Genomic DNA, 18,970 nt, shown 5'->3' with positions numbered 1-18,970 from the left:
TCCTACTATGGATTAGCCGCAGGTTTAACGCAAACCCGCTCGTTCGGCCGCACGTTCGATTGCTGCCGCGACCTCGGGGGCGGCGACAACCTGCGGCATATGGCCAATCCCTGGAAGCTCGATCAGTTCGGCATTGGGGATCTCGTCTACCAACCGTTCGGCATGCCAGCCAAAGCTGACAGTTGTATCTGCAGTCCCATGGACGACTTCTGTCGGCACAGAAATCTCACCATAACGAGGCTGAAGGGCACTGACCTCATCCAGCAGGTTTGCGCGCTGTTTTGCGTTGGCGTGCATTGACGCGCGGCGCATGGTCAGGCCTGGTCCGAAGTGATCCGCATAACCATCGGGCGCGGTCTGAGGAGCAAAGACACGATCCAGCGCTTGTTCGACATACCATTCTGGTACGAAGGCCGTGATCAGGGGCAGGGCAAGCGCGTTCCCGGTTGGTGTGGACGCAAGTTTGTTAAAACCATCCAAAGGCGTCTCCCATGGGATCGCAGCAGGTGCGATAAGCACAAGGGCCGAAATATTCTCGGGCCGCGTCACAGCCCAAGCCAACGACACTGACCCACCATAGCTTTGTCCCGCTACGATGGGCTTGTCCGCCCCAAGTTGCGCAGCGGCTTTTTGGAGGATCAGTGCTTGCTCTTCAATGGTTTCCCCAGTGGGGTTGAAGCTGTCACTGTATCCTAGGCCCGGGCGGTCGAACACGATCACCCGGAAGTTTTCCGCAAGGATCGGGGCCAGAGAAAACGTCATGTCTCGGGTGTTTCCGCTGGATCCATGAATCAGGACGACATCCGGCCCTTCACCCATTACCTCGGCATGGACAGCGACGCCGTCGACCAGAACGATCTCGCCTTCGGGCGGGAAGTTGGCCTCGGCCGCAGCTTCGTTTTTCGCGGCTCGCCAGGCGGTCAGCGCGATCAGACCCATTACCAATAGGCCCAGGGATATGAGAACTTTAACGGCCAATGTTATCCATATTGAACGGTGTGGACTGGTAAATCTCGTTGATCCAATTGCCGTAAAGCAGATGCGCGTGGCTGCGCCACCGGTTTTGCGGCGGTTGCGAGGGGTCGTCGTCGGGGTAGTAATTCATCGGCACATTGATCGGCGTCCCGTTCGCGATGTCGCGGTCATATTCCTGCTTCAACGTATCGCTGTCGTATTCGAAATGGTTGAAAATGTAGATTGCCCGATGCGACGGGTCCTCGACCAGACAGGGGCCGACCTCATCACTGCCCAGCAGCGTGGTCAGGCCATCCGCGGTGTCGATCTCGTCCTGTTTCATTTCCGTCCAGCGGCTGACCGGGATGACACAATCATCCGAGAAGCCGCGCAAAAAAGGAGACGCCGGGACTCTGTTCTGATGGCGGAAACACCCAAATGCCTTGGCATCCAGCATGTGCTTTCGAACGCCGTGGAAATGGTTGATCATCGCCATACCACCCCAGCAGACGCCGAATGTGGAGTGAACGTTGGTCTGGGTCCACTCGAACACTTCGGTCATCTCGTCCCAATAGGTGACGTCATCAAACTCAAGATGCTCGATGGGCGCGCCGGTGATGATCAGACCATCGAACTTCTGGTCCTTCACGTCCTGGAAGGGCTGGTAGAACTCGGCCATGTGATCGGCGGCTGTGTTCTTGGTGCGATGCTCGGTCATGCGGATCAACGACAGGTCAATCTGCAGCGGAGTCGCCCCGATCAGACGCGCGAACTGGTTTTCGGTTTGAATCTTCTTGGGCATCAGATTCAGCAGGCCGATCCGCAAGGGGCGGATGTCCTGACGCATCGCCTGATCCTCGTCCATGACCATGACGCCCTCATTGGTGAGAACGTCATACGCAGGAAGGTCGGAAGGAATCTTGATCGGCATCAGGTGCAAGCCTTTGGAGTTTCAGTGTAGAGGCGGTAATTAAGCGCGGTTCGTCCGGGTCTCAAGGGTGCGTTCGATCAACTCGTCGAAATCAGCGGCATCCCGGACCTTGTGCATGTCTGCGGCAGTAACCGTTACGCCCCAGTTTTCAGCCATGGCTTCATAGCGTGGCTGGCGGTGCGCCAGCGCCCGCGCATAGGTCCAGCGGATGAATGCATCCGGGTCGACTGCATCCGCGGCGCAATCGTGTTCGGCCAGGTATTCTTCCCAAACGCGAGTCAGGAATTCGGGTTGATAGGACATCGGTTTCGGCGCTTTGTCGAAACGTCGGATCAGTTCAGCGGTGTGTTCGTCATCCCCCTTGATCCAAATCATCAGGGTGTGGCGGGACAGCTCTGTCAGGAGGTGATCGGCCGGATCATTGGGGTCGACCCATTCACAGATCGATCCGCCTGTGTCGCAGATGAAGTTCGGGTACTGATACAAGCGTTCTGCGCGATCAATGAAATACTGGGTGTCCAGCAGGGCGTGGATTTCCGCCTGGCGAAACTGTTCCTGCCTGCGGCGATACTCGGTCAGGTCGAGGCCGCCAACATCAGGGTTGCCGGGCTTGCCCAGATAAGCGGCGACAGGTGTCAGGTTCTCGAACGAGATGTTTGATCCGATATAGATCGAATCCGTTAGCAGCAGTTCGCGCAAGAACGGGACTTTCATCGCCTCGGCTTTTGCGTTGTCGATGATGTATTCGCCCATATAGCGGGTGCCGATTCGGTAGTCGATCGAGTAATGAAACCAATCGCCAGAATCGCGCAGGACATTGGACACGTATGTTTTGCCAAGGCCGGACATGCCGAAAAACAGCACCTTTTTTCGCGCTGCCTCGCGCCAGTCTTTTGCCGAGCTGTAGATCATTGTCCGCTGTCCCTTTTTGTGACCTAGCTAAATCGGGCAGGGTGCGGCGTCAATCACGTGGGCGCGCACGATTTAGGATCACCAGCCCTATAGCAAGCACCGCAAACCCCAGAAAGGCTTGCGGCGGCAGGGCCTCATTGCGCAAAACGGCTCCCAGGACAATCGCGACCGGCGGGATGATCAGAGTGACCAGCATCAGATTACCGGCCCCGGCCATCGCCAGAACACGGTAATACAAGAGATATGCGCCCGCGGTCGCAAACAGGGAATAATAAGCGATGGCGGCCCAAGTGATCGCTGGTAGGTTCAGGGTTGGAACGCCGTCGATCATCAACGTGATCGGCAGCATCAAAAGGGTCGAGGCGGTCAGCATTCCGGCAGCGGCGACTATTGGCGACAGATCCGATAATTTGGCGCGAGCCCAGGCACTGGCCAGAGCGTAGGAAACGGTGCCCGCCAGAATCGCGAGCTGAGCAGCACTTTGCAGGTTGAACGTCGTGAAATTCTTCAGGCCGATTGCTATGGCCACGCCCAGAAAGCCCAGCCCCACGCCAAATCCGCGCGCGGGCGTCAGGCGCTCATCCTTGAAAAAGATGGCTGCGATCAATACCCCGAACACCGCAGTTGCTGCATTCAGGATCGAGGTCAGGCCCGTTTCGATGTAAAGCTGCCCCCAGGCCATCAGCGAAAACGGGACGGCATTGTTCAGTAGCCCCATAACCAGGAACGCGCCCCAAGTGCGGGGGCTGCGTGGTACGCCGAGGCGTTTGACCCAGACCACGAGCCAAAGCGCCAGCATTGCCCAGAAAACCCTGTGCAGGACCGAGGTCATCACGGGGATAGTGTCCAGCGCGACGCGGATCGAGATAAACGACGCGCCCCAGATTACACCCAACAGAAACAGTTCGGCCCAAGCCCTTGATGAGAGGTGTTTTTGTGGTTCCATAGCGTGTTGTTACACTCTCTGGCGTGGTGTTCGACCCGAAACCTGCGCAAAGAAAAACCCCGCCGGAATAGCGGGGTTTCAAAAGTCTTGAGCTGTGCTGCTTACTGCAGGAAGTATGTCAGCTGCAGACCGACGCTCCAGGCCGAGTTGCCCGAGAACTGGCCGCCGGTTGTGGTGGTAGCGTCGCCGATATCGGTGTAGCGGATACCGCCCGACAGCTGTGCCTGCTCGAACGAGTAGGTGCCGCCGACGCCCAGGCTCCAGAAGCCATCAGTCGGGCCAAGGTTCGAAACGGTGGTGTCGCCGGAGGTTTCGTAACCTGCGGTGATCGCGCCCGAAAACTCTTCCGAGAACTTATAGCCCACACCCAGCGAGTAGGTGAAAGTGTCGTCGTCGTAGTCAACCAGGTTCTGGTTTGCAGCGCCGACATACACCGGCGGTGCCAGTACGGTCTGCGGCCAGTCAACCCAGCGGATCGAACCGAACAGCAGTGTGTTAGGCGCAACGCCCGTCTGGAAGTCGAGGTTAACCGACTGGGGTGTTACAACTTCGGTCTGAGTCTGTGCCGTCACCAGCGCGGCCGGGATCGGCGGAACGCGGTTGATGGATTCGGTCGAGTCGAACTTGTGAGTGATTTTCGAGTTGTAGGTCAGTGCAACGCGTGCCGCGATTTCCGGGCGTTCCCATGCGACACCGACAACGTAGCCAAAATCAATCTCGGCACCGGATTCAAATTCGTATCCGGCTACGACAGGTACAGCGACGTTCGCATCTGCGCGCTGAGCGCGGATACCACCGATAGCGCTGAATCCACCATCGAACTTGTAGCGAAGCAGAGCAGTGATCGCATCAACGTCTGCCTTCGCGCGCAGTACGTCCGTACGTCCACCAACCGCAGCGGTCGGATTAATCGACAACGGGTAGTTCGACGGATAGCGGACATCGGCACCAAATGGCTCGTCATAGATCAGTGCGAAGTCCAGCTGATCGGTAAACGCGTGTTTGTAGGCCAGATGCGGGGTGAAAAAGCTGTTCGCGACGTTCCCGGACGAAACACCGTTTTGCTCACCGCTGACACTTGGGTTGGTGTAGCTGAAGCGGAACTGTACAACAGAACCTTCCTCAAACAGAATGTTTACGCCCTGGCCGCTACGGTCCAAACCGCCTGCATATGCTCCAGTTGCGCCAATGCACACCGCGCACGCCTGTAGAAGCGCTTTTTTCATTAGTTCCTCCCTCTAGGTCTCCTGAAGGTCGGTGCCTGTAATGTTGTGGTGCGGACCGACCTGTAATGTGGTGCTCGATACTTTTCTAAGCTTTACTTTACCGTCAACTGGTGACCGTGCGTTAATTGCGTCGAGTGTCGCCTGAGAGTGTTGCCAAACTGTTACGATTCTCAGCGTGGACGTTCAAAAAGATTCCTGAGAAGATCACGGCAGCACCCAGCAAGGTCCAGTGATCCAGAGGTTCGTGATACAGAACCATGCCCACCACCGCGATAGTCGGAAGGCGGGCAAAGTCAAAGGGGACCACAACGGTTGCCGGCGCGATGGCGAGCGCATTGGTAATGCAATAATGTGCCAAAAGCCCGGCCAGCCCCACCAGCAGCAAGAACGGAGCGGTGCTTGCCGATGGCAGCGTAATTTGCCCGTCGATCCCTGACGCAACCAGCCCCAAGGCGGCCTGCATGACAGTAAGCCAGAACATGATACATCCGATGCTTGCAAAGCGGGTGAGCGATTTGGTCGAAATGGTTGTCAAAGCAAAGAAAACAGCGGAGAGAGCGGCCGTTAACACACCCGCGCTGAGCGGCACAGCACCGGGACGGGCGACCATCAGAATGCCAGCGAAACCGATCAGTGCCGACAGCATGCGTACCGTTGTCAGACGCTCTTTCAACAACAAGGGGGACAGCAGGATGACCCAGATGGGCTGTGTGAACTCCAACGCGAAGACTTGGGCCAGTGGGATGACACTTACGGCATAGAACCAAAGGTTCTGGCCCGTGAAATGCAGCACGTTGCGAACGCCGTGAAGACCAATCCGTTTGGTCGATACCTGATGCCATGTCCCTGTGGCCGTCAGGATCAGAGCGACGACGCAAATACCCACGAGGCTGCGATAGAACATGATTTCGAACGTGTCATGGGTGACGCTCAACTCACGGCCAGCGACCGCCATGGATGAGAACGAGGCAATCGCCCCGGTCATCCAGAGCGCGGCCTTGCCAATCTGCGGTTTGGCGCTGTCCATTGCGATGCCTGCTAACCCCGTTTTGTATCAATCTGATAAGTATCGAAATTCACGCGTTTGGAAACAAAAAAGCCGGGACGAAGCCCGGCTTTTTGTCATTCCCACTCGATCGTTCCGGGTGGTTTGGATGTGATGTCATAGGTGCATCGGTTGATGCCCTTGACCTCATTGATGATCCGAGTCGCCGTTTCGCCCAGGAATTCGTGGCTGAACGGGTAATAGTCGGCGGTCATGCCATCCACTGACGTGACGGCACGCAAGGCGCAGGCATAGTCATAGGTCCGTCCGTCGCCCATGACGCCCACGGTGCGCACGGGCAGGATGGCAACGAAGGCTTGCCAGATCTCATCATAGAGCCCGTGCTTGCGAATCTGGTCGATGTAAACCGCATCTGCTTCACGCAGGATGTCCAGTTTTTCGCGGGTGATTTCTCCGGGGCAGCGGATCGCGAGGCCGGGGCCAGGGAAAGGGTGGCGACCGATAAAGCTTTGCGGCAAACCCAGTTCGCGACCCAAGGCACGAACCTCGTCCTTGAACAGCTCGCGCAGGGGTTCGACCAGTTTCAGGCCCATCTTTTCGGGCAGACCGCCAACGTTGTGGTGGGACTTGATCGTGACCGAAGGACCGCCCGAGAAGGACACGGATTCGATCACATCCGGATACAGCGTGCCCTGCGCCAGGAATTCGGCGCCTTCAATGGTGTCCGCGTGTTTCTGGAATACGTCGATGAACAGTTTACCAATGATCTTGCGCTTGGTCTCGGGGTCGCTCTGACCTTCCAGCTCGCCCAGGAACAGGTCGCTTTCATCCGCGTGGATCAGTTGGATGTTGTAGTTGTCGCGGAACATGCCCACGACTTCCTCGGCCTCGTTCTTGCGCAGAAGCCCGTGGTCGACAAACACACATGTCAGCTGATCGCCGATCGCCTCATGGATCAGGATCGCCGCGACCGAGCTGTCGACGCCGCCGGACAGGCCACAGATGACCTTTTTGTCACCGACTTGCTCGCGGATCTTTTCGATCATCTGTTCGCGGTAGGCGCCCATGGTCCAGTCGCCCTTGAAACCTGCCAGCTTGACGAAGTTCTCGTACAACTTTGCGCCCTTGGGGGTGTGGTGCACCTCGGGGTGGAATTGAACCGCATAGAAATGGCGCTTAGCATCCGCCGTGATCGCAAAGGGCGCGTTGGGCGAGGTACCGTAGACGTCGAATCCAGGAGCGATTTCACTGACGTGGTCGCCATGGCTCATCCAGACCTGTTCGTCCCCGTCCGCAAACCAGCCGTCCAGGATGTCCAGCTGTTCTTTCGGGGTCACAAACGCACGGCCGAACTCCGCTGTGCCATGCCCGCTTTCGACCTTGCCGCCCAACTGATGCATCATCACCTGCTGGCCGTAACAAATGCCCAGGATCGGCACGCCATAGTCAAAGATCTCTTGCGGCGCGCGCGGCGACCCCTCGCGCGTCACGCTGTCTGGCCCGCCCGAGAAAATCACGGCTTTCGGAGCCATTTCCCGCACGAAGTCCATCGTGACGTTCTGATAGGGGTGGATTTCGCAATAGACATTCAGCTCGCGCAGGCGGCGGGCAATAAGCTGCGTAACCTGGCTGCCGAAGTCGATGATCAGAAGGCGGTCATGGGTGTCTTGGGTCATGGTTGGCTATTAGGTCGCAAGCCTTGCATGTGCAAGCGCTATGACGTCATTTGTGCAATTGTGCCTCAGGAATAGACCGAAAGGGGACGGCATGTCCGATTTCATGTTGCGTCGCGCAAACCCGGCTGACGCAAGCAAGGTCACAACGTGTATCCAGCAAGCCTATGCGGGTCCTTTGCGCGACATCCCTGATCTGCCCGACGTGACGGCGTGTGCAAATGACGACATCGCTTCGCATCAGGCGTGGGTGTTTGCGGACCAAAATGATATCGCGGGCTATATCGTTTTCGATCAGGTTCGCGATGGAATCATGATCTACAATCTGGCTGTTGCGCCCAAAGCGCAAGGCGCGGGTTTGGCACGGCGATTGATGGCTAAAGCCGAAGAGGCTGCACGAGAAGCAGGCGTATGGGTTTTACGCCTTCGCACCCATCGGCTTATGGAGTCCACGGTCTCAATGTACCTCCACATGGGCTGGACGCAGGTCGAGGTGAACGGCAATAGCGTCTTGATGCAGAAAGACCTGCAATGAGCAAAATCGCCGCCTGGCGGGTTTGGTTTATCCAGATGTCGCTTTTCCCCCTATAGCGCCGTAAACTTGATGCAGTGCAGATGTTGGGTCCTGTAACAACCGGACCAAACCAACCAGTTAGACGGGATTTTCTCATGGCAGAGGCAAGCACCCGGCGCAGGGCACGAGGTGGCGGTGGTGCCGCTCGCCGGGCCGAACGCACCGCAGTTCGTATCGAAACCGCGAAATATATCGAACGGAATATTCCGAACTTCGAGGTTCTCAACGAAGAAGCGTTGGGAATCATCGAAACCAACGCGGAAACCATTCTGGCCGAAGTCGGTGTGAACTTCGTGGACAATCCCGACGCGTTGAAGCGTTGGAAAGATGCCGGTGCAGACGTGGACGGCGAGCGTGTGCGCATCCCGCGCGGTTTGGCACGAGAGCTGATCAAAACCGCACCCAGCGAGTTCACCCAGCACGCCCGCAACCCTGAAAAATCGGTGGTCATCGGTGGCCGCAACCTGGTTCTGGCTCCGGTCTATGGCCCGCCATTTGTGCGCGATGCAATGGGTGGCCGCCGCTATGCGACCATGGAAGATTTCAACAAGTTCGTAAAACTCGCCTATATGTCCAAGTGGCTGCACCACTCGGGCGGGACGGTGTGCGAACCGACTGACGTTCCGGTGAACAAGCGTCATCTGGACATGCTGATGGCGCACATGACCCTGTCGGATAAGCCGTTCATGGGCTCGGTCACTGACCCAAGCCGTGCGCAGGATTCCGTTGAGATGTGCGAGATCCTGTTCGGCAAAGAGTTCGTGCAGGAAAACACCGTCATGACCTCGCTGACCAACATCAATTCGCCGATGACATTCGACGATGTGATGATGGGCTCGCTTGAGGTTTATGCGCGAAACAATCAGGCCTGCATCATCTCGCCATTCATCGTTGGTGGCGCGATGGCACCGGTTTCGGTTGCCGGAACGCTGACGCAGGTTCTGGCTGAAGTTCTGGCCGGCGTGGCATATAATCAGATCATCCGTCCGGGTGCGCCCGCGATCTTTGGGGCCTTTGTGTCATCGATCGACATGAATTCGGGCGCGCCGACCTTTGGTACGCCCGAGGCGTCAATGGTCACCTATGGCGCGGGTCAACTGGCGCGACGCCTGAACCTGCCGTTCCGTTCGGCTGGCTCCTTCTGCGGCTCGAAACTGCCTGATGCACAAGCGGCTTACGAGACCGCAAACTCGCTGAACATGGGGCTGATGGCAGGCGTAAACTTCATGCTGCACTCCTGCGGCTGGCTTGAGGGCGGTTTGGTTGCCGACTTTGAGAAGTTCGTCATGGATGCTGACCAGTTGGGCGTTCTGCACGGTTTGGCAAAGGGCGTTGCCTATGACGAAAACGCGCAGGCGATGGACGCGATCCGCGAAGTTGGCCCAGGTGGCCATTACCTGGGGTGCGCTCATACGCAGGCGAATTTCAAAGAGGCGTTCTGGAAGTCCGAAGTGCTGGACTACAAGCCCTTCGAGACTTGGGAAGACGAGGGCGGCCGTGACACGCGGCAACTGGCCACGTCGCGGGTCGAGCATCTGCTGGCCAATTATCAGCAACCGCAACTCGACCCGTCAATCAACGCCGCATTGAACGAATACGTGGCGGAAAAGAAAGCATCCATGCCGGATGCTTTCACCTGATCACTGATATTGCGAGGCGCGGCTGGCTTTTAACAGTTGCGCCTCGCCCAAAAGCGCAATCAACAGATCCAGGTGACGCACCAGGGAATATGCGGCATCTTCGGCCAACCTTTGTGCGTTAACTTCTCGCTCCATCTCCATCAGCCGAACCAGAGCTGCTCCTGTTCCTGGCAAAGACCCGTATCCCAGGATGCGCTGCAAATGCCGGTCCCGATCATAGTCCTGCGCCCCGTGTTTCGCCGCCCGTGCCAACAGACGAGGGCGGCGGAGCGTTGTAATCATGGTCATCAGGTCCTGCATTTGAGTGTTCCCTTGGTTGAACAGAAGATAGCCATTTCTCACACAACCTAAGCGGGTGTTGCCTTGATTGAGCTCTCTCCGAACTCTGACTTCACGAGTGTTTATGATTTTGAATCAAATCTGGTTCTTGTCTCCACCGGTTAACGAACGAGTAACGAAAGCAACTCTAGTTAGGATTGGTTAACAAATTCTCCGGGGGCGATTGAGAACAGATTGGATTGTCGACGAGGGCAAGTAACTATGGAAGAAAACATGGCTTTCACCATTCCGGCTTGGGTACCTGAGGGGGCGCAACGATACCTGGCGCATACCGAAACCGGTCAATCGATCCGTGATATAGCGCGATCCGTTGGGTGCCATGCGTCAACCATACTCAGACAAATCCGGCGCATTGAAATGCGCCGCGACGATCCGCTGGTGGATGCCGCGCTGCAGTCGCTTGCGGAAACGCATTTCTCGGATCTGGATGGACGGGCAGGGGGCGCTCCTGCGGTGTTGGGCCTGCAGCCAGAGGACGCAGCTGCAAAAGACGAAGAGTTCAACAACGAGGCCCTGCGGATTATGCGTAGGCTTTGCGAAACCGGCGCGGTGCTGGCCGTAGCAGAAGAGATGGACAAGGCCGTGGTCGTCCGCGACAGCGGTGACAATGCCGCCACTAGAACCGCCGTTGTGGATTGTCGGATTGCGCAGGCGCTGGCGCTAAAGGATTGGATCTCCTGCGACAATCCCGGACGCATCTCGCGCTACCGTATATCGTCATCGGGGCGGGCTGCGCTGAGTCAACTGGTTGCCGAGGCTGAAAACAAGGCGCGTGCGAGGAACGAGTTCGGCATGGCCGAAGCGCAAACGCCTTTTCAGGCGCAGAGCAGCCAATCCACGTCCTCACCCCGTGCCCGTCGCATTCGCTACAGCGCAGCAGAAAGCCCTCTGATCGCTTTGGCACGCCGACGGGATCGGGATGGCAAGCCATTCCTGGACGAAACCCTTGTCAGCGCGGGCGAGCGTCTGCGCGAGGATTTCGAGCTTGCGCAGATCGGCCCACAGGTCGCCCAGAACTGGGATCACTTTCTGACCGCCGGGGGGCGCGGCAGTTTCAGCACGGGGACCTACGCCGGGCAAGGGTCGTCGGATGCACGGGCCCGTGTTGAACGTGCGCTGTCCGACCTCGGGCCGGGGTTGAGCGACGTTGCGTTGCGCTGTTGCTGCTATCTTGAGGGGTTAGAACTGGCTGAAAAACGAATGGGGTGGTCAGCGCGATCGGGCAAAATCGTTCTGCGCATCGCTCTGCAGCGGCTTAAACGGCATTATGAGGATCAGGTCGAAAAAACGCGCCTGATCGGGTGAACCTTGCCATAGTTTCTGATTGCGGTTTTTGAGGGTGGTGATAGGTAACTTCTATGAATTTCACCCTCAGACAGCTTCAATATTTCAGCGCGGTGGCGGATCAACGCAATTTTGGTCGGGCCGCGCAGGTCTGCCACGTGTCCCAACCAGCGCTATCCGTTCAGATCAAGGCGCTTGAGGAAACTCTGGGCGGACCGTTGTTCGAACGTCAGGCTCGTGACATTCTTCTGACCCCGTTGGGGCGAGATGTATTGGACTATGCGCGACAGGTTCTGGGCGCAGCGGATCGGCTGGATCAATTTGCAAGGGACAGTTCCAGCGGGCACCGTTCGTTGTCGATCGGGATTATTCCGACAATAGCTCCTTATCTGTTGTCCGGCGTCCTGGCCGGCTTGCGCACGACTGACGTCTCGCTCAGGGTGCAGATCCGCGAGGCCCGGACCGAGCGGTTGTTGACTATGCTGCGCGCCGGAGAGATCGACGCCGGCGTTATGGCGCTGCCATCGGGTGGAAACGAGTTGTTCGAACTACCGCTTTTTGAAGATCGCTTCTTTCTGGCGGGCAGTGCGGGTCGGCTGCAGACCGTTCCGACCAACCCGGACGCTTTACGCCCCATTGATCTGCAAAAAGCGCAGCTGATGTTGCTGGACGATGGCCATTGCCTCACGGATCAAGCGCTTGAGGTCTGCGGTCAGGACCGAAGCAGCGGGTTGATTAACATGGGCGCATCATCGCTGGCGACTTTGTCGCGATTGGTTGCTGACGGGTTCGGCCTGACGCTTATGCCCGAACTTGCTGCGCGGTCAGAGACCGAGGCTGTGCCGGGTTTGCAGCTCATGCGTTTTGGCGCGCCGCAACCTGCCCGAACGGTGGGTCTGGTCCGGCGGTTGTCGACCGGCAGAGAGGATTGGTTTGACAGCCTTGCGGAAGTTATCCGGCGTGTTGGCGAAGAGATCGTGACCGCTACACGCCAATAAAAAAGGCTCGCCAGTGGCGAGCCTCAACTATTTTGACAAAGGAGGGAGTCAGGCCAGCTCAGGCTGTTTGGCTTCGTCCAGATGCTTCATCAGGGTTTCCGGTGACGACACGCCGTAAGGGTCTTCGGGGCAGTTGTCCATCAGGCCGGGCTCTTCGAACCATGCTTCTACAACACCGTCGTTTACGATGGCGGCATAACGCCACGAGCGCATGCCAAAGCCCAGATTGTCCTTATCGACCAGCATGCCCATTTTGCGAGTGAACTCGCCCGAACCGTCGGGGATGACTTTGACGTTCTTCAGGTCCTGATCCTGCGCCCACTTGTTCATGACAAAGCTGTCGTTCACGGACATACAGTAGATTTCGTCGATGCCTTTGGCGGTGAAATCGGCGTAGCCGTTTTCAAACCCGGGCAGCTGATAGGTCGAACATGTGGGGGTGAAAGCACCCGGCAGCGAGAACAGGATCACCCGTTTGCCAGCGAAATAATCGGCGGTTGTCTTGTCTTCCCAGCGGAACGGGTTGGGGCCTTCGATTGCCTCGTCGCGGACGCGCGTGTGGAAGGTCACATCGGGCAGTTTTGCTCCGGTCTTCATGTTCAAATTCCTGTGATTCAGTTGTGACGTGCTGGCGATTTAAATCAGTTCTAAACTGCCTTCAATCCATGAAATGCTGCATCTGCAAGATAGGTTTAGTCTTATTGTCGATTGATTTTTCACGTGAAAAATATAGTTTAGGGTTAAACTAATTTGACGCTCGTGAGGTGTGTGCATAGCGGCTATGCGTCGCTGGTGTAACAGGCGTGAGTGTTTTATGTTATAGGTACACCAAGTTGACCCAAAGTCAGGAAAGCTGCCCGTGCGCGATCTGAAAATCCCGGAACAACGTCACCCTGAAAAGGCGCATCGCCCGGATAACGCCCAGCCTAAGAAGCCGAAATGGATTAGGGTCAAGGCGCCCGGCGGCAAGGGCTATGCCGACACCCATAAGATCATGCGTGAAAACAATCTTGTGACGGTGTGCGAAGAGGCCGGTTGCCCCAACGTGGGCGAGTGCTGGAGCCAGGGCCACGCCACCATGATGATCATGGGCGAGATCTGTACCCGCGGTTGCACCTTCTGCAATATCGCCACCGGTCGCCCGGACGAACTGGACGCGTTCGAGCCCGGACGCGTGGCGCATGCCGTCCAAAAGCTGGGTCTGAATCATGTTGTGATTACCTCTGTCGACCGCGACGACCTCAAGGACGGCGGCGCGGAACACTTCGCGCAAACGATCCGGGCGGTGCGACACCGGTCGCCCAAGACGACCATCGAAATCCTGACGCCTGACTTCCTGAAATGCGACCCGTCCGTGCTTGAGACCGTGGTCAAGGCCAAACCGGACGTGTTCAACCACAATCTGGAGACCGTACCGGGCCTCTACCCCGAGGTGCGTCCCGGCGCGCGCTATTTCCACTCGCTGCGACTTTTGCAGCAGGTCAAAGAACTCGATCCGTCGATCTTTACCAAATCTGGCATCATGGTCGGATTGGGCGAAAACGAACAACAGGTGCGTCAGGTCATGGATGATATGCGCGCCGCCGATATCGATTTTCTGACCATCGGTCAGTACCTGCAGCCCACACCTAAGCATCACGGTGTCGACCGGTTTGTAACCCCGGAAGAGTTCGCATCGTATGAAAAGGCTGCCTATGGCAAAGGATTCCTCATGGTGTCTGCGACCCCGCTGACCCGTTCGTCGTACCACGCGGGGGATGACTTTGCCCGTTTGCGCGACGCGCGCCAGAAAAAGCTGGAGCAAGGGTGACACCTGAAACCTGCGCTCGGCTGACCCGCCTGCGCCACGAACTGCACGAATATCCCGAAATCTCAGGGCAGGAGCGTGAGACCGCTGCTCGCGTGGCCACCCTGTTGCAAGGTTTCGGTGCCGATCAGGTGCTGACAGGTCTGGGTGGACACGGCGTCGCCGCGATCTTTGACAGTGGGCAGGCAGGGCCAACCGTGGGGATTCGGTGTGAGCTGGATGGGCTGCCGATCCAGGAAATCGGCACGTGCCACTACGCGTCGAAAGTTCAAGGTAAGGGGCACCTATGTGGCCACGATGGTCACATGACAATGGTGCTGGGCGTGGCGGAAGATCTGGCGCGCCGACGACCAGCACAGGGCCGCGTTGTTCTGATCTTTCAGCCAGCCGAGGAAACCGGACAGGGTGCCATCGCGTTTCGCGCGGATCCCAAGTTCGACCAAATCGCGCCTGACTACGTGTTTTCGCTGCACAACTTGCCGGGGTTGGCTCTTGGTGCGGTTGAACTGTGCAAGGGGCCGGCGAATTGCGCCTCACGCGGAATGAAAATCCAGCTTACGGGCAAGACGTCTCATGCTGCGGCACCTCAGGATGGGGTGTCCCCGGCACGGGCCATGTCACAGCTGATGGTGAAGCTGGCGGATCTGGGATCAGGCGGTGCATTGGGTGCCGCGTTTGCGCTGACCACCGTGACCCATGCCCGTTTAGGCGAGGCCACGTTTGGCATCGCGCCGGGGCAGGCCGAGATTTGGGTAACTCTGAGAACCGTTTCAGACACGCGGATGGAAAGCCTGATGGCTGAGGCCGAAGCGCTTGCAAATCAAACCGCAGCCGTGGATGGTTTGGACATTGCGATCAGCTATGACGATGTCTTCGAAGCCTGCACGAACGATGCCCAAGCCGTCGAAGCCATCGCTCAAGCATGCGCTGCACACGGGGTACCATGCGAATTGACCGAGGTTCCGCAAAAATTCTCAGAGGATTTCGGACAATTCGGCAAGGGTGCAAAATCGGCCATGTTCTGGCTGGGTTCAGGACATGATCATCCCCAGCTACATAACCCCGATTACGATTTTCCTGACGCGTTGATCCCGGTCGGAACCGGGATTTTCCTGTCTGCGGTTCGGCAGATGTTAGGCCCCACCGTTTGAACCGGTTCACTCTTCGACGAACCGAACCTTGCCGATAAAGGGCAGGTTTCGATTGCGCTGCGCGTAGTCGATCCCGTAGCCCACAACAAATTCATCCGGGATCTCAAAACCAATCCAGTCCGAGCGGAAGTCGACCTCGCGCCGGCTGGGCTTGTCCAGCAGGGCGATTGATTTCAGACGGCTGGGTTTTCGGCTGCGCAGCAGCTTGGTGACGTGGTTCAGGGTATGGCCCGTGTCGACGATATCCTCAACCACCAGAACGTCGCGCCCTTCAATTGCGCCACGCAAGTCCTTGAGAATACGCACTTCGCGGCTGCTTTCCATCGAATCACCGTACGAGGACGCCTCAAGGAAATCGACCTCGATCGGCAGGTCCAGTTCCCGTACCAGGTCGGCGATGAAGACAAAGCTACCGCGCAACAGGCCTACGACGACAAGCTTGTCCGTATCGCCAAATTCCGCAGTGATTTCCCGGCATAACTCCTCAATCCTTGCAGCGATGGCCTTGGCCGAGATCATCTCATCTATCACATAAGCGCGGTCAGTCATCGCAGCCCCCTTGATCTTTGGCGCGCAACATACGACATGACGCGCCATTGTCACCTGTAAAACCGGACGCCATGCCTACTCATTCGGAAACACGTCACCTCCCTTACACTGCCCAGCAGATGTACGAGCTGGTCGCCGATGTGGCCAAGTACCCCGAGTTCCTGCCCTGGTGCGCAGCGGCGCGTATTCGGCGGACCTATGCCGCGGGTGAGGCGCAGGTTATGGAGGCGGATCTGGTGATCTCGTTCAAGGTGTTCCGCGAACGGTTCGGCAGCCGAGTGACTTTGTTTGCCGATCAGAAACGCATCGACACCGAATACCTGGACGGCCCGTTCAAATACATGAAATCCGACTGGCAATTCGAAGACGCAGACGAAGGCGGCTGCAACATCTCGTTCCATGTGGATTTCGAGTTCAAGAACGCCATCCTGCAGGGGATCATTGGTGTCGTGTTTAATGAGGCCATGCATAGGATTGTGCAGGCTTTCGAAACTCGTGCAAAGGACTTGTACAGCTAGCCCTTTACCACCCGGCGGCGGTCGCTAGACTGCGCCCATGACCGGATTTACTGCTTCTCTGGCTGCTTTTGCGGCAGGCCCTATCACGACGACCTTGCAGACGCGGGTTGTCACATCTCTCTCCGTGTTGGACTGGATATCCGTGGGGCGCGCAGGCGTGGGCGAGCCTGTGTCGCGTGCCGTGCGTGATCTGATCCTGGGCGAAACTGGTGCAGAACAGGCGCAGTTGTTCGGTGGAGGTGCCGCGCCCTTGCGCGGGGCTGCTTTGGTGAACGGCACGGTCTCACATGCGTTGGATTACGACGACACGCACTTCGCCCATATCGGCCATCCCTCAGTTGCTGTACTGCCTGCTGCGTTGGCGGCAAGTGAATGGGATGATCGCATACTGGTCGATTTCCTTGAGGCCGCTTTGGTCGGGATGGAGACATCTATTCGCATCGGTCTTTGGCTTGGGCGCGACCATTATCAAGCGGGTTTTCATCAGACTGCAACATCCGGGGCATTTGGTGCGGCTGTGGCTGCGGGGCGCATTCTGGGTTTTGATGCGGTGCAGATGCAAAAAGTTCTGGGCCTGACCGCGACGCGCGCCGCCGGGTTGAAGGCGCAGTTTGGGACGATGGGCAAACCATACAACGCAGGTATGGCGGCCTCGGCCGGGGTCGAGGCGGCGCTGCTTGTGGCAGGAGGGTTTGATCCGAACGCAGACGCGCTGGAAGGAACCTACGGTTTTGGCGCCACACATAATGGGCAGGCGGACGCGGTGGCGGCACTGGACGGTCTGGGCGAGGACTGGCTGTTCGAAAGTGTCAGTCACAAGTTTCATGCCTGCTGTCATGGTCTGCATGCCGCGCTTGAAGCAGCACGGGATCTGGACATTGCCGAGCCCGAGGTGGCGGAGATCAAGGTCAAGACCCATCCACGCTGGATGAGCGTTTGCAACCAGATGTCGCCGACAACCGGGCTGGGTGCCAAATTCTCATATCGCACGGTGATTGCCATGCAGGCGCTTGGGTACGACACGGCCTTGCCCGCCAGCTATATGGAAAAAGTCTGTGCTGATCCGCGGTTGAAATCCCTGCGGGACCGGGTCTCGGTCGAGGCCGACGAAACCCTGTCAGAAACGCAGGCGCATCTTACCCTATTGCGCCGCGACGGCGCGCGACTGGAGGCCACCCATGATCTGCTGGCCCCGATGACATTGTCGGAACGCGAAGACCGCGTCCGTGGCAAGGCCGCCAAGCTGATCGGGAATGATGCGGCGGACGCGATCTGGTCAATGCTGCGCACCGGAGGCCGCGCCCGCGATTTGTCAAAGATGCTGGCGCGTTAAACCACGCGCCAGTGAAGTGGGAAGCCCGGGTCAAAAACCGTCACCGGGCCATCGCCGGATTCGATCTTGTCGGGATAAGTGACGGGTTCGCCCTTTGTCAAAGTGATGGTCTCATCGTTGACCGGCAGGCGATAGAACCCCGGTCCGTTCAGCGACACAAACCCTTCCAACTTGTCCAGTGCGCCTTCGCGGTCGAACATCTCGGCCACCAGCGACATGGTGTTGGTCGCGGTAAAGCAACCAGCACACCCGCAAGCCATTTCTTTGTTGTCATCCGTGTGCGGCGCGCTGTCGGTGCCCAGGAAATACCGCGCATCGCCCGAGGTCGCAGCGGCCAGAAGCGCCAGCCGGTGTTCCTCGCGTTTGGCGACGGGCAAGCAGTAGTAGTGCGGTTTGATCCCGCCCACCAGAATGTGGTTGCGGTTGATGATCAGATGGTGCGCCGTGATCGTCGCGCCAAGGTCGGCGTCATTGGCTTTGACGTAATCGACGCCGTTGGAGGTGGTGATATGCTCCATCACCACGCGCAGGCCGGGTGTTGCCCGGCGGATCGGATCCAGCACGCGGTCGATGAACACGGCCTCACGGTCAAAGATGTCGATCTCGGCATCCGTGACCTCACCATGTACGCACATCGGCAGGCCAATTTCGGCCATTTTTTCCAGCACCGGGCGTACCTTGTCGAAATCGCGAACGCCTGAGGCCGAGTTCGTTGTCGCACCCGCCGGGTAAAGTTTGACCGCTTTGACCAGACCACTTGCATGGGCCGCTGCCATGTCGTCGGGATCGGTATCCTCGGTCAGGTACAGGGTCATCAGGGGCTCGAACGTCATGTCCTCGGGCAGCGCGGCCAGAATACGGTCGCGATAGGCGGCGGCCTGATCGCCGCGCACAACGGGCGGCACGAGGTTCGGCATGATGATCGCACGTCCAAAATGGCGCGCGGTTTCGGGAAGGACGGCCTGCAGCATGGCGCCATCGCGCAGGTGCAGATGCCAGTCGTCGGGGCGGCGGATCGTGAGGGTATCGGTCATGGCTTTCCGCTAGCACAGCAGACCCGGTGGCGAAAGACCCCGTGTGGGGTCACAGACCTTGTCAACTCATCCGATCGTCGTAAGTCCCGGAAAGG

General features: G+C 58.0%; 19 protein-coding genes. 8 read left to right on the top strand and 11 right to left on the bottom strand.

The window, feature by feature from the left end; translation table 11 throughout:
- Nucleotides 1–24 precede the first annotated feature (24 nt).
- The 7 genes from J7416_RS05460 to guaA all read right to left on the bottom strand — a co-directional run bounded on the left by J7416_RS05460 (nt 25) and on the right by guaA (nt 7,651).
- Nucleotides 25–939: an alpha/beta hydrolase gene (locus J7416_RS05460; protein ID WP_209223700.1), complete on the bottom strand. Its 915-nt coding sequence runs from the start codon at nt 937–939 to the stop codon at nt 25–27.
- 28 nt (nt 940–967) lie between these two features.
- Nucleotides 968–1,885, bottom strand: a complete 918-nt coding sequence (metA, locus tag J7416_RS05455) for a homoserine O-succinyltransferase (RefSeq protein WP_209223699.1) — start codon at nt 1,883–1,885, stop codon at nt 968–970.
- Nucleotides 1,886–1,924: 39 nt separating this feature from the next.
- Nucleotides 1,925–2,797 carry an ATPase gene (locus J7416_RS05450; protein ID WP_209223698.1) on the bottom strand — a complete coding sequence of 291 codons (873 nt, stop codon included), beginning with the start codon at nt 2,795–2,797 and terminating at the stop codon, nt 1,925–1,927.
- A 49-nt stretch (nt 2,798–2,846) separates the two neighbouring features.
- Complete coding sequence (locus tag J7416_RS05445) at nt 2,847–3,743, bottom strand: DMT family transporter (RefSeq protein WP_209223697.1); 897 nt, start codon at nt 3,741–3,743, stop codon at nt 2,847–2,849.
- 101 nt (nt 3,744–3,844) lie between these two features.
- Nucleotides 3,845–4,969, bottom strand: coding sequence for an outer membrane protein transport protein (locus J7416_RS05440; RefSeq protein WP_209223696.1), 1,125 nt, complete (start codon nt 4,967–4,969; stop codon nt 3,845–3,847).
- Between the two features lie 121 nt (nt 4,970–5,090).
- Nucleotides 5,091–5,996, bottom strand: a complete 906-nt coding sequence (locus tag J7416_RS05435) for a DMT family transporter (protein WP_209223695.1) — start codon at nt 5,994–5,996, stop codon at nt 5,091–5,093.
- A 95-nt stretch (nt 5,997–6,091) separates the two neighbouring features.
- On the bottom strand, nt 6,092–7,651 hold the full coding sequence (gene guaA, locus J7416_RS05430) for a glutamine-hydrolyzing GMP synthase (RefSeq protein ID WP_209223694.1): 1,560 nt from the start codon (nt 7,649–7,651) through the stop codon (nt 6,092–6,094).
- A gap of 91 nt (nt 7,652–7,742) precedes the next feature.
- On the opposite strand from guaA, the gene J7416_RS05425 reads away from it, so the two are divergent.
- Together J7416_RS05425 and J7416_RS05420 are read left to right on the top strand one after the other, a co-directional pair.
- Complete coding sequence (locus J7416_RS05425) at nt 7,743–8,183, top strand: GNAT family N-acetyltransferase (RefSeq protein WP_209223693.1); 441 nt, start codon at nt 7,743–7,745, stop codon at nt 8,181–8,183.
- Between the two features lie 134 nt (nt 8,184–8,317).
- Nucleotides 8,318–9,862, top strand: a complete 1,545-nt coding sequence (locus tag J7416_RS05420) for a trimethylamine methyltransferase family protein (RefSeq protein WP_209223692.1) — start codon at nt 8,318–8,320, stop codon at nt 9,860–9,862.
- Here the strand turns inward: J7416_RS05420 and J7416_RS05415 are convergent, their stop codons facing one another.
- Nucleotides 9,863–10,162, bottom strand: coding sequence for a DUF6477 family protein (locus J7416_RS05415; RefSeq protein WP_209223691.1), 300 nt, complete (start codon nt 10,160–10,162; stop codon nt 9,863–9,865).
- 240 nt (nt 10,163–10,402) lie between these two features.
- Between J7416_RS05415 and J7416_RS05410 the strand changes: the two genes are divergently transcribed.
- Entirely contained in the window at nt 10,403–11,506 is a 1,104-nt protein-coding gene (locus J7416_RS05410) for a DUF6456 domain-containing protein (RefSeq protein ID WP_209223690.1), read from the top strand.
- 53 nt (nt 11,507–11,559) lie between these two features.
- Nucleotides 11,560–12,483, top strand: coding sequence for a hydrogen peroxide-inducible genes activator (locus J7416_RS05405; protein WP_209223689.1), 924 nt, complete (start codon nt 11,560–11,562; stop codon nt 12,481–12,483).
- 48 nt (nt 12,484–12,531) lie between these two features.
- Here the strand turns inward: J7416_RS05405 and J7416_RS05400 are convergent, their stop codons facing one another.
- Nucleotides 12,532–13,080, bottom strand: coding sequence for a peroxiredoxin (locus J7416_RS05400; RefSeq protein WP_209223688.1), 549 nt, complete (start codon nt 13,078–13,080; stop codon nt 12,532–12,534).
- A gap of 262 nt (nt 13,081–13,342) precedes the next feature.
- Between J7416_RS05400 and lipA the strand changes: the two genes are divergently transcribed.
- Nucleotides 13,343–14,293: a lipoyl synthase gene (gene lipA, locus J7416_RS05395; RefSeq protein ID WP_209223687.1), complete on the top strand. Its 951-nt coding sequence runs from the start codon at nt 13,343–13,345 to the stop codon at nt 14,291–14,293.
- Nucleotides 14,290–15,441: an amidohydrolase gene (locus J7416_RS05390; protein ID WP_209223686.1), complete on the top strand. Its 1,152-nt coding sequence runs from the start codon at nt 14,290–14,292 to the stop codon at nt 15,439–15,441. Before lipA ends, J7416_RS05390 begins: the two co-directional genes overlap by 4 nt.
- A gap of 6 nt (nt 15,442–15,447) precedes the next feature.
- Here the strand turns inward: J7416_RS05390 and hpt are convergent, their stop codons facing one another.
- A complete protein-coding gene (hpt, locus tag J7416_RS05385; RefSeq protein WP_209223685.1) occupies nt 15,448–15,990 on the bottom strand; it encodes a hypoxanthine phosphoribosyltransferase in 543 nt (180 codons plus the stop codon).
- A gap of 71 nt (nt 15,991–16,061) precedes the next feature.
- Here hpt and J7416_RS05380 point away from each other — a divergent pair, with 71 nt between their 5' ends.
- Both J7416_RS05380 and J7416_RS05375 read left to right on the top strand, forming a co-directional pair.
- Nucleotides 16,062–16,508 (top strand): type II toxin-antitoxin system RatA family toxin, encoded by a 447-nt coding sequence (locus J7416_RS05380; RefSeq protein WP_209223684.1) that lies wholly within the window; start codon nt 16,062–16,064, stop codon nt 16,506–16,508.
- Nucleotides 16,509–16,545: 37 nt separating this feature from the next.
- The gene (locus J7416_RS05375; RefSeq protein ID WP_209223683.1) at nt 16,546–17,841 is read left to right on the top strand and encodes an MmgE/PrpD family protein; all 1,296 of its coding nucleotides are present in this window, start codon (nt 16,546–16,548) and stop codon (nt 17,839–17,841) included.
- On the opposite strand, the gene pyrC is transcribed toward J7416_RS05375, so the two are convergent.
- On the bottom strand, nt 17,838–18,875 hold the full coding sequence (pyrC, locus tag J7416_RS05370) for a dihydroorotase (protein WP_209223682.1): 1,038 nt from the start codon (nt 18,873–18,875) through the stop codon (nt 17,838–17,840). The two genes, J7416_RS05375 and pyrC, sit on opposite strands and share 4 nt — an antisense overlap.
- Between the last annotated feature and the right edge of the window lie 95 nt (nt 18,876–18,970).

It is taken from the genome of Ruegeria sp. R14_0 (genome assembly GCF_017743975.1).
Lineage (GTDB): Bacteria > Pseudomonadota > Alphaproteobacteria > Rhodobacterales > Rhodobacteraceae > Ruegeria.
Note: the sequence above shows the minus strand (reverse complement) of the source record. Positions and strands in the feature narration are given on the sequence as shown.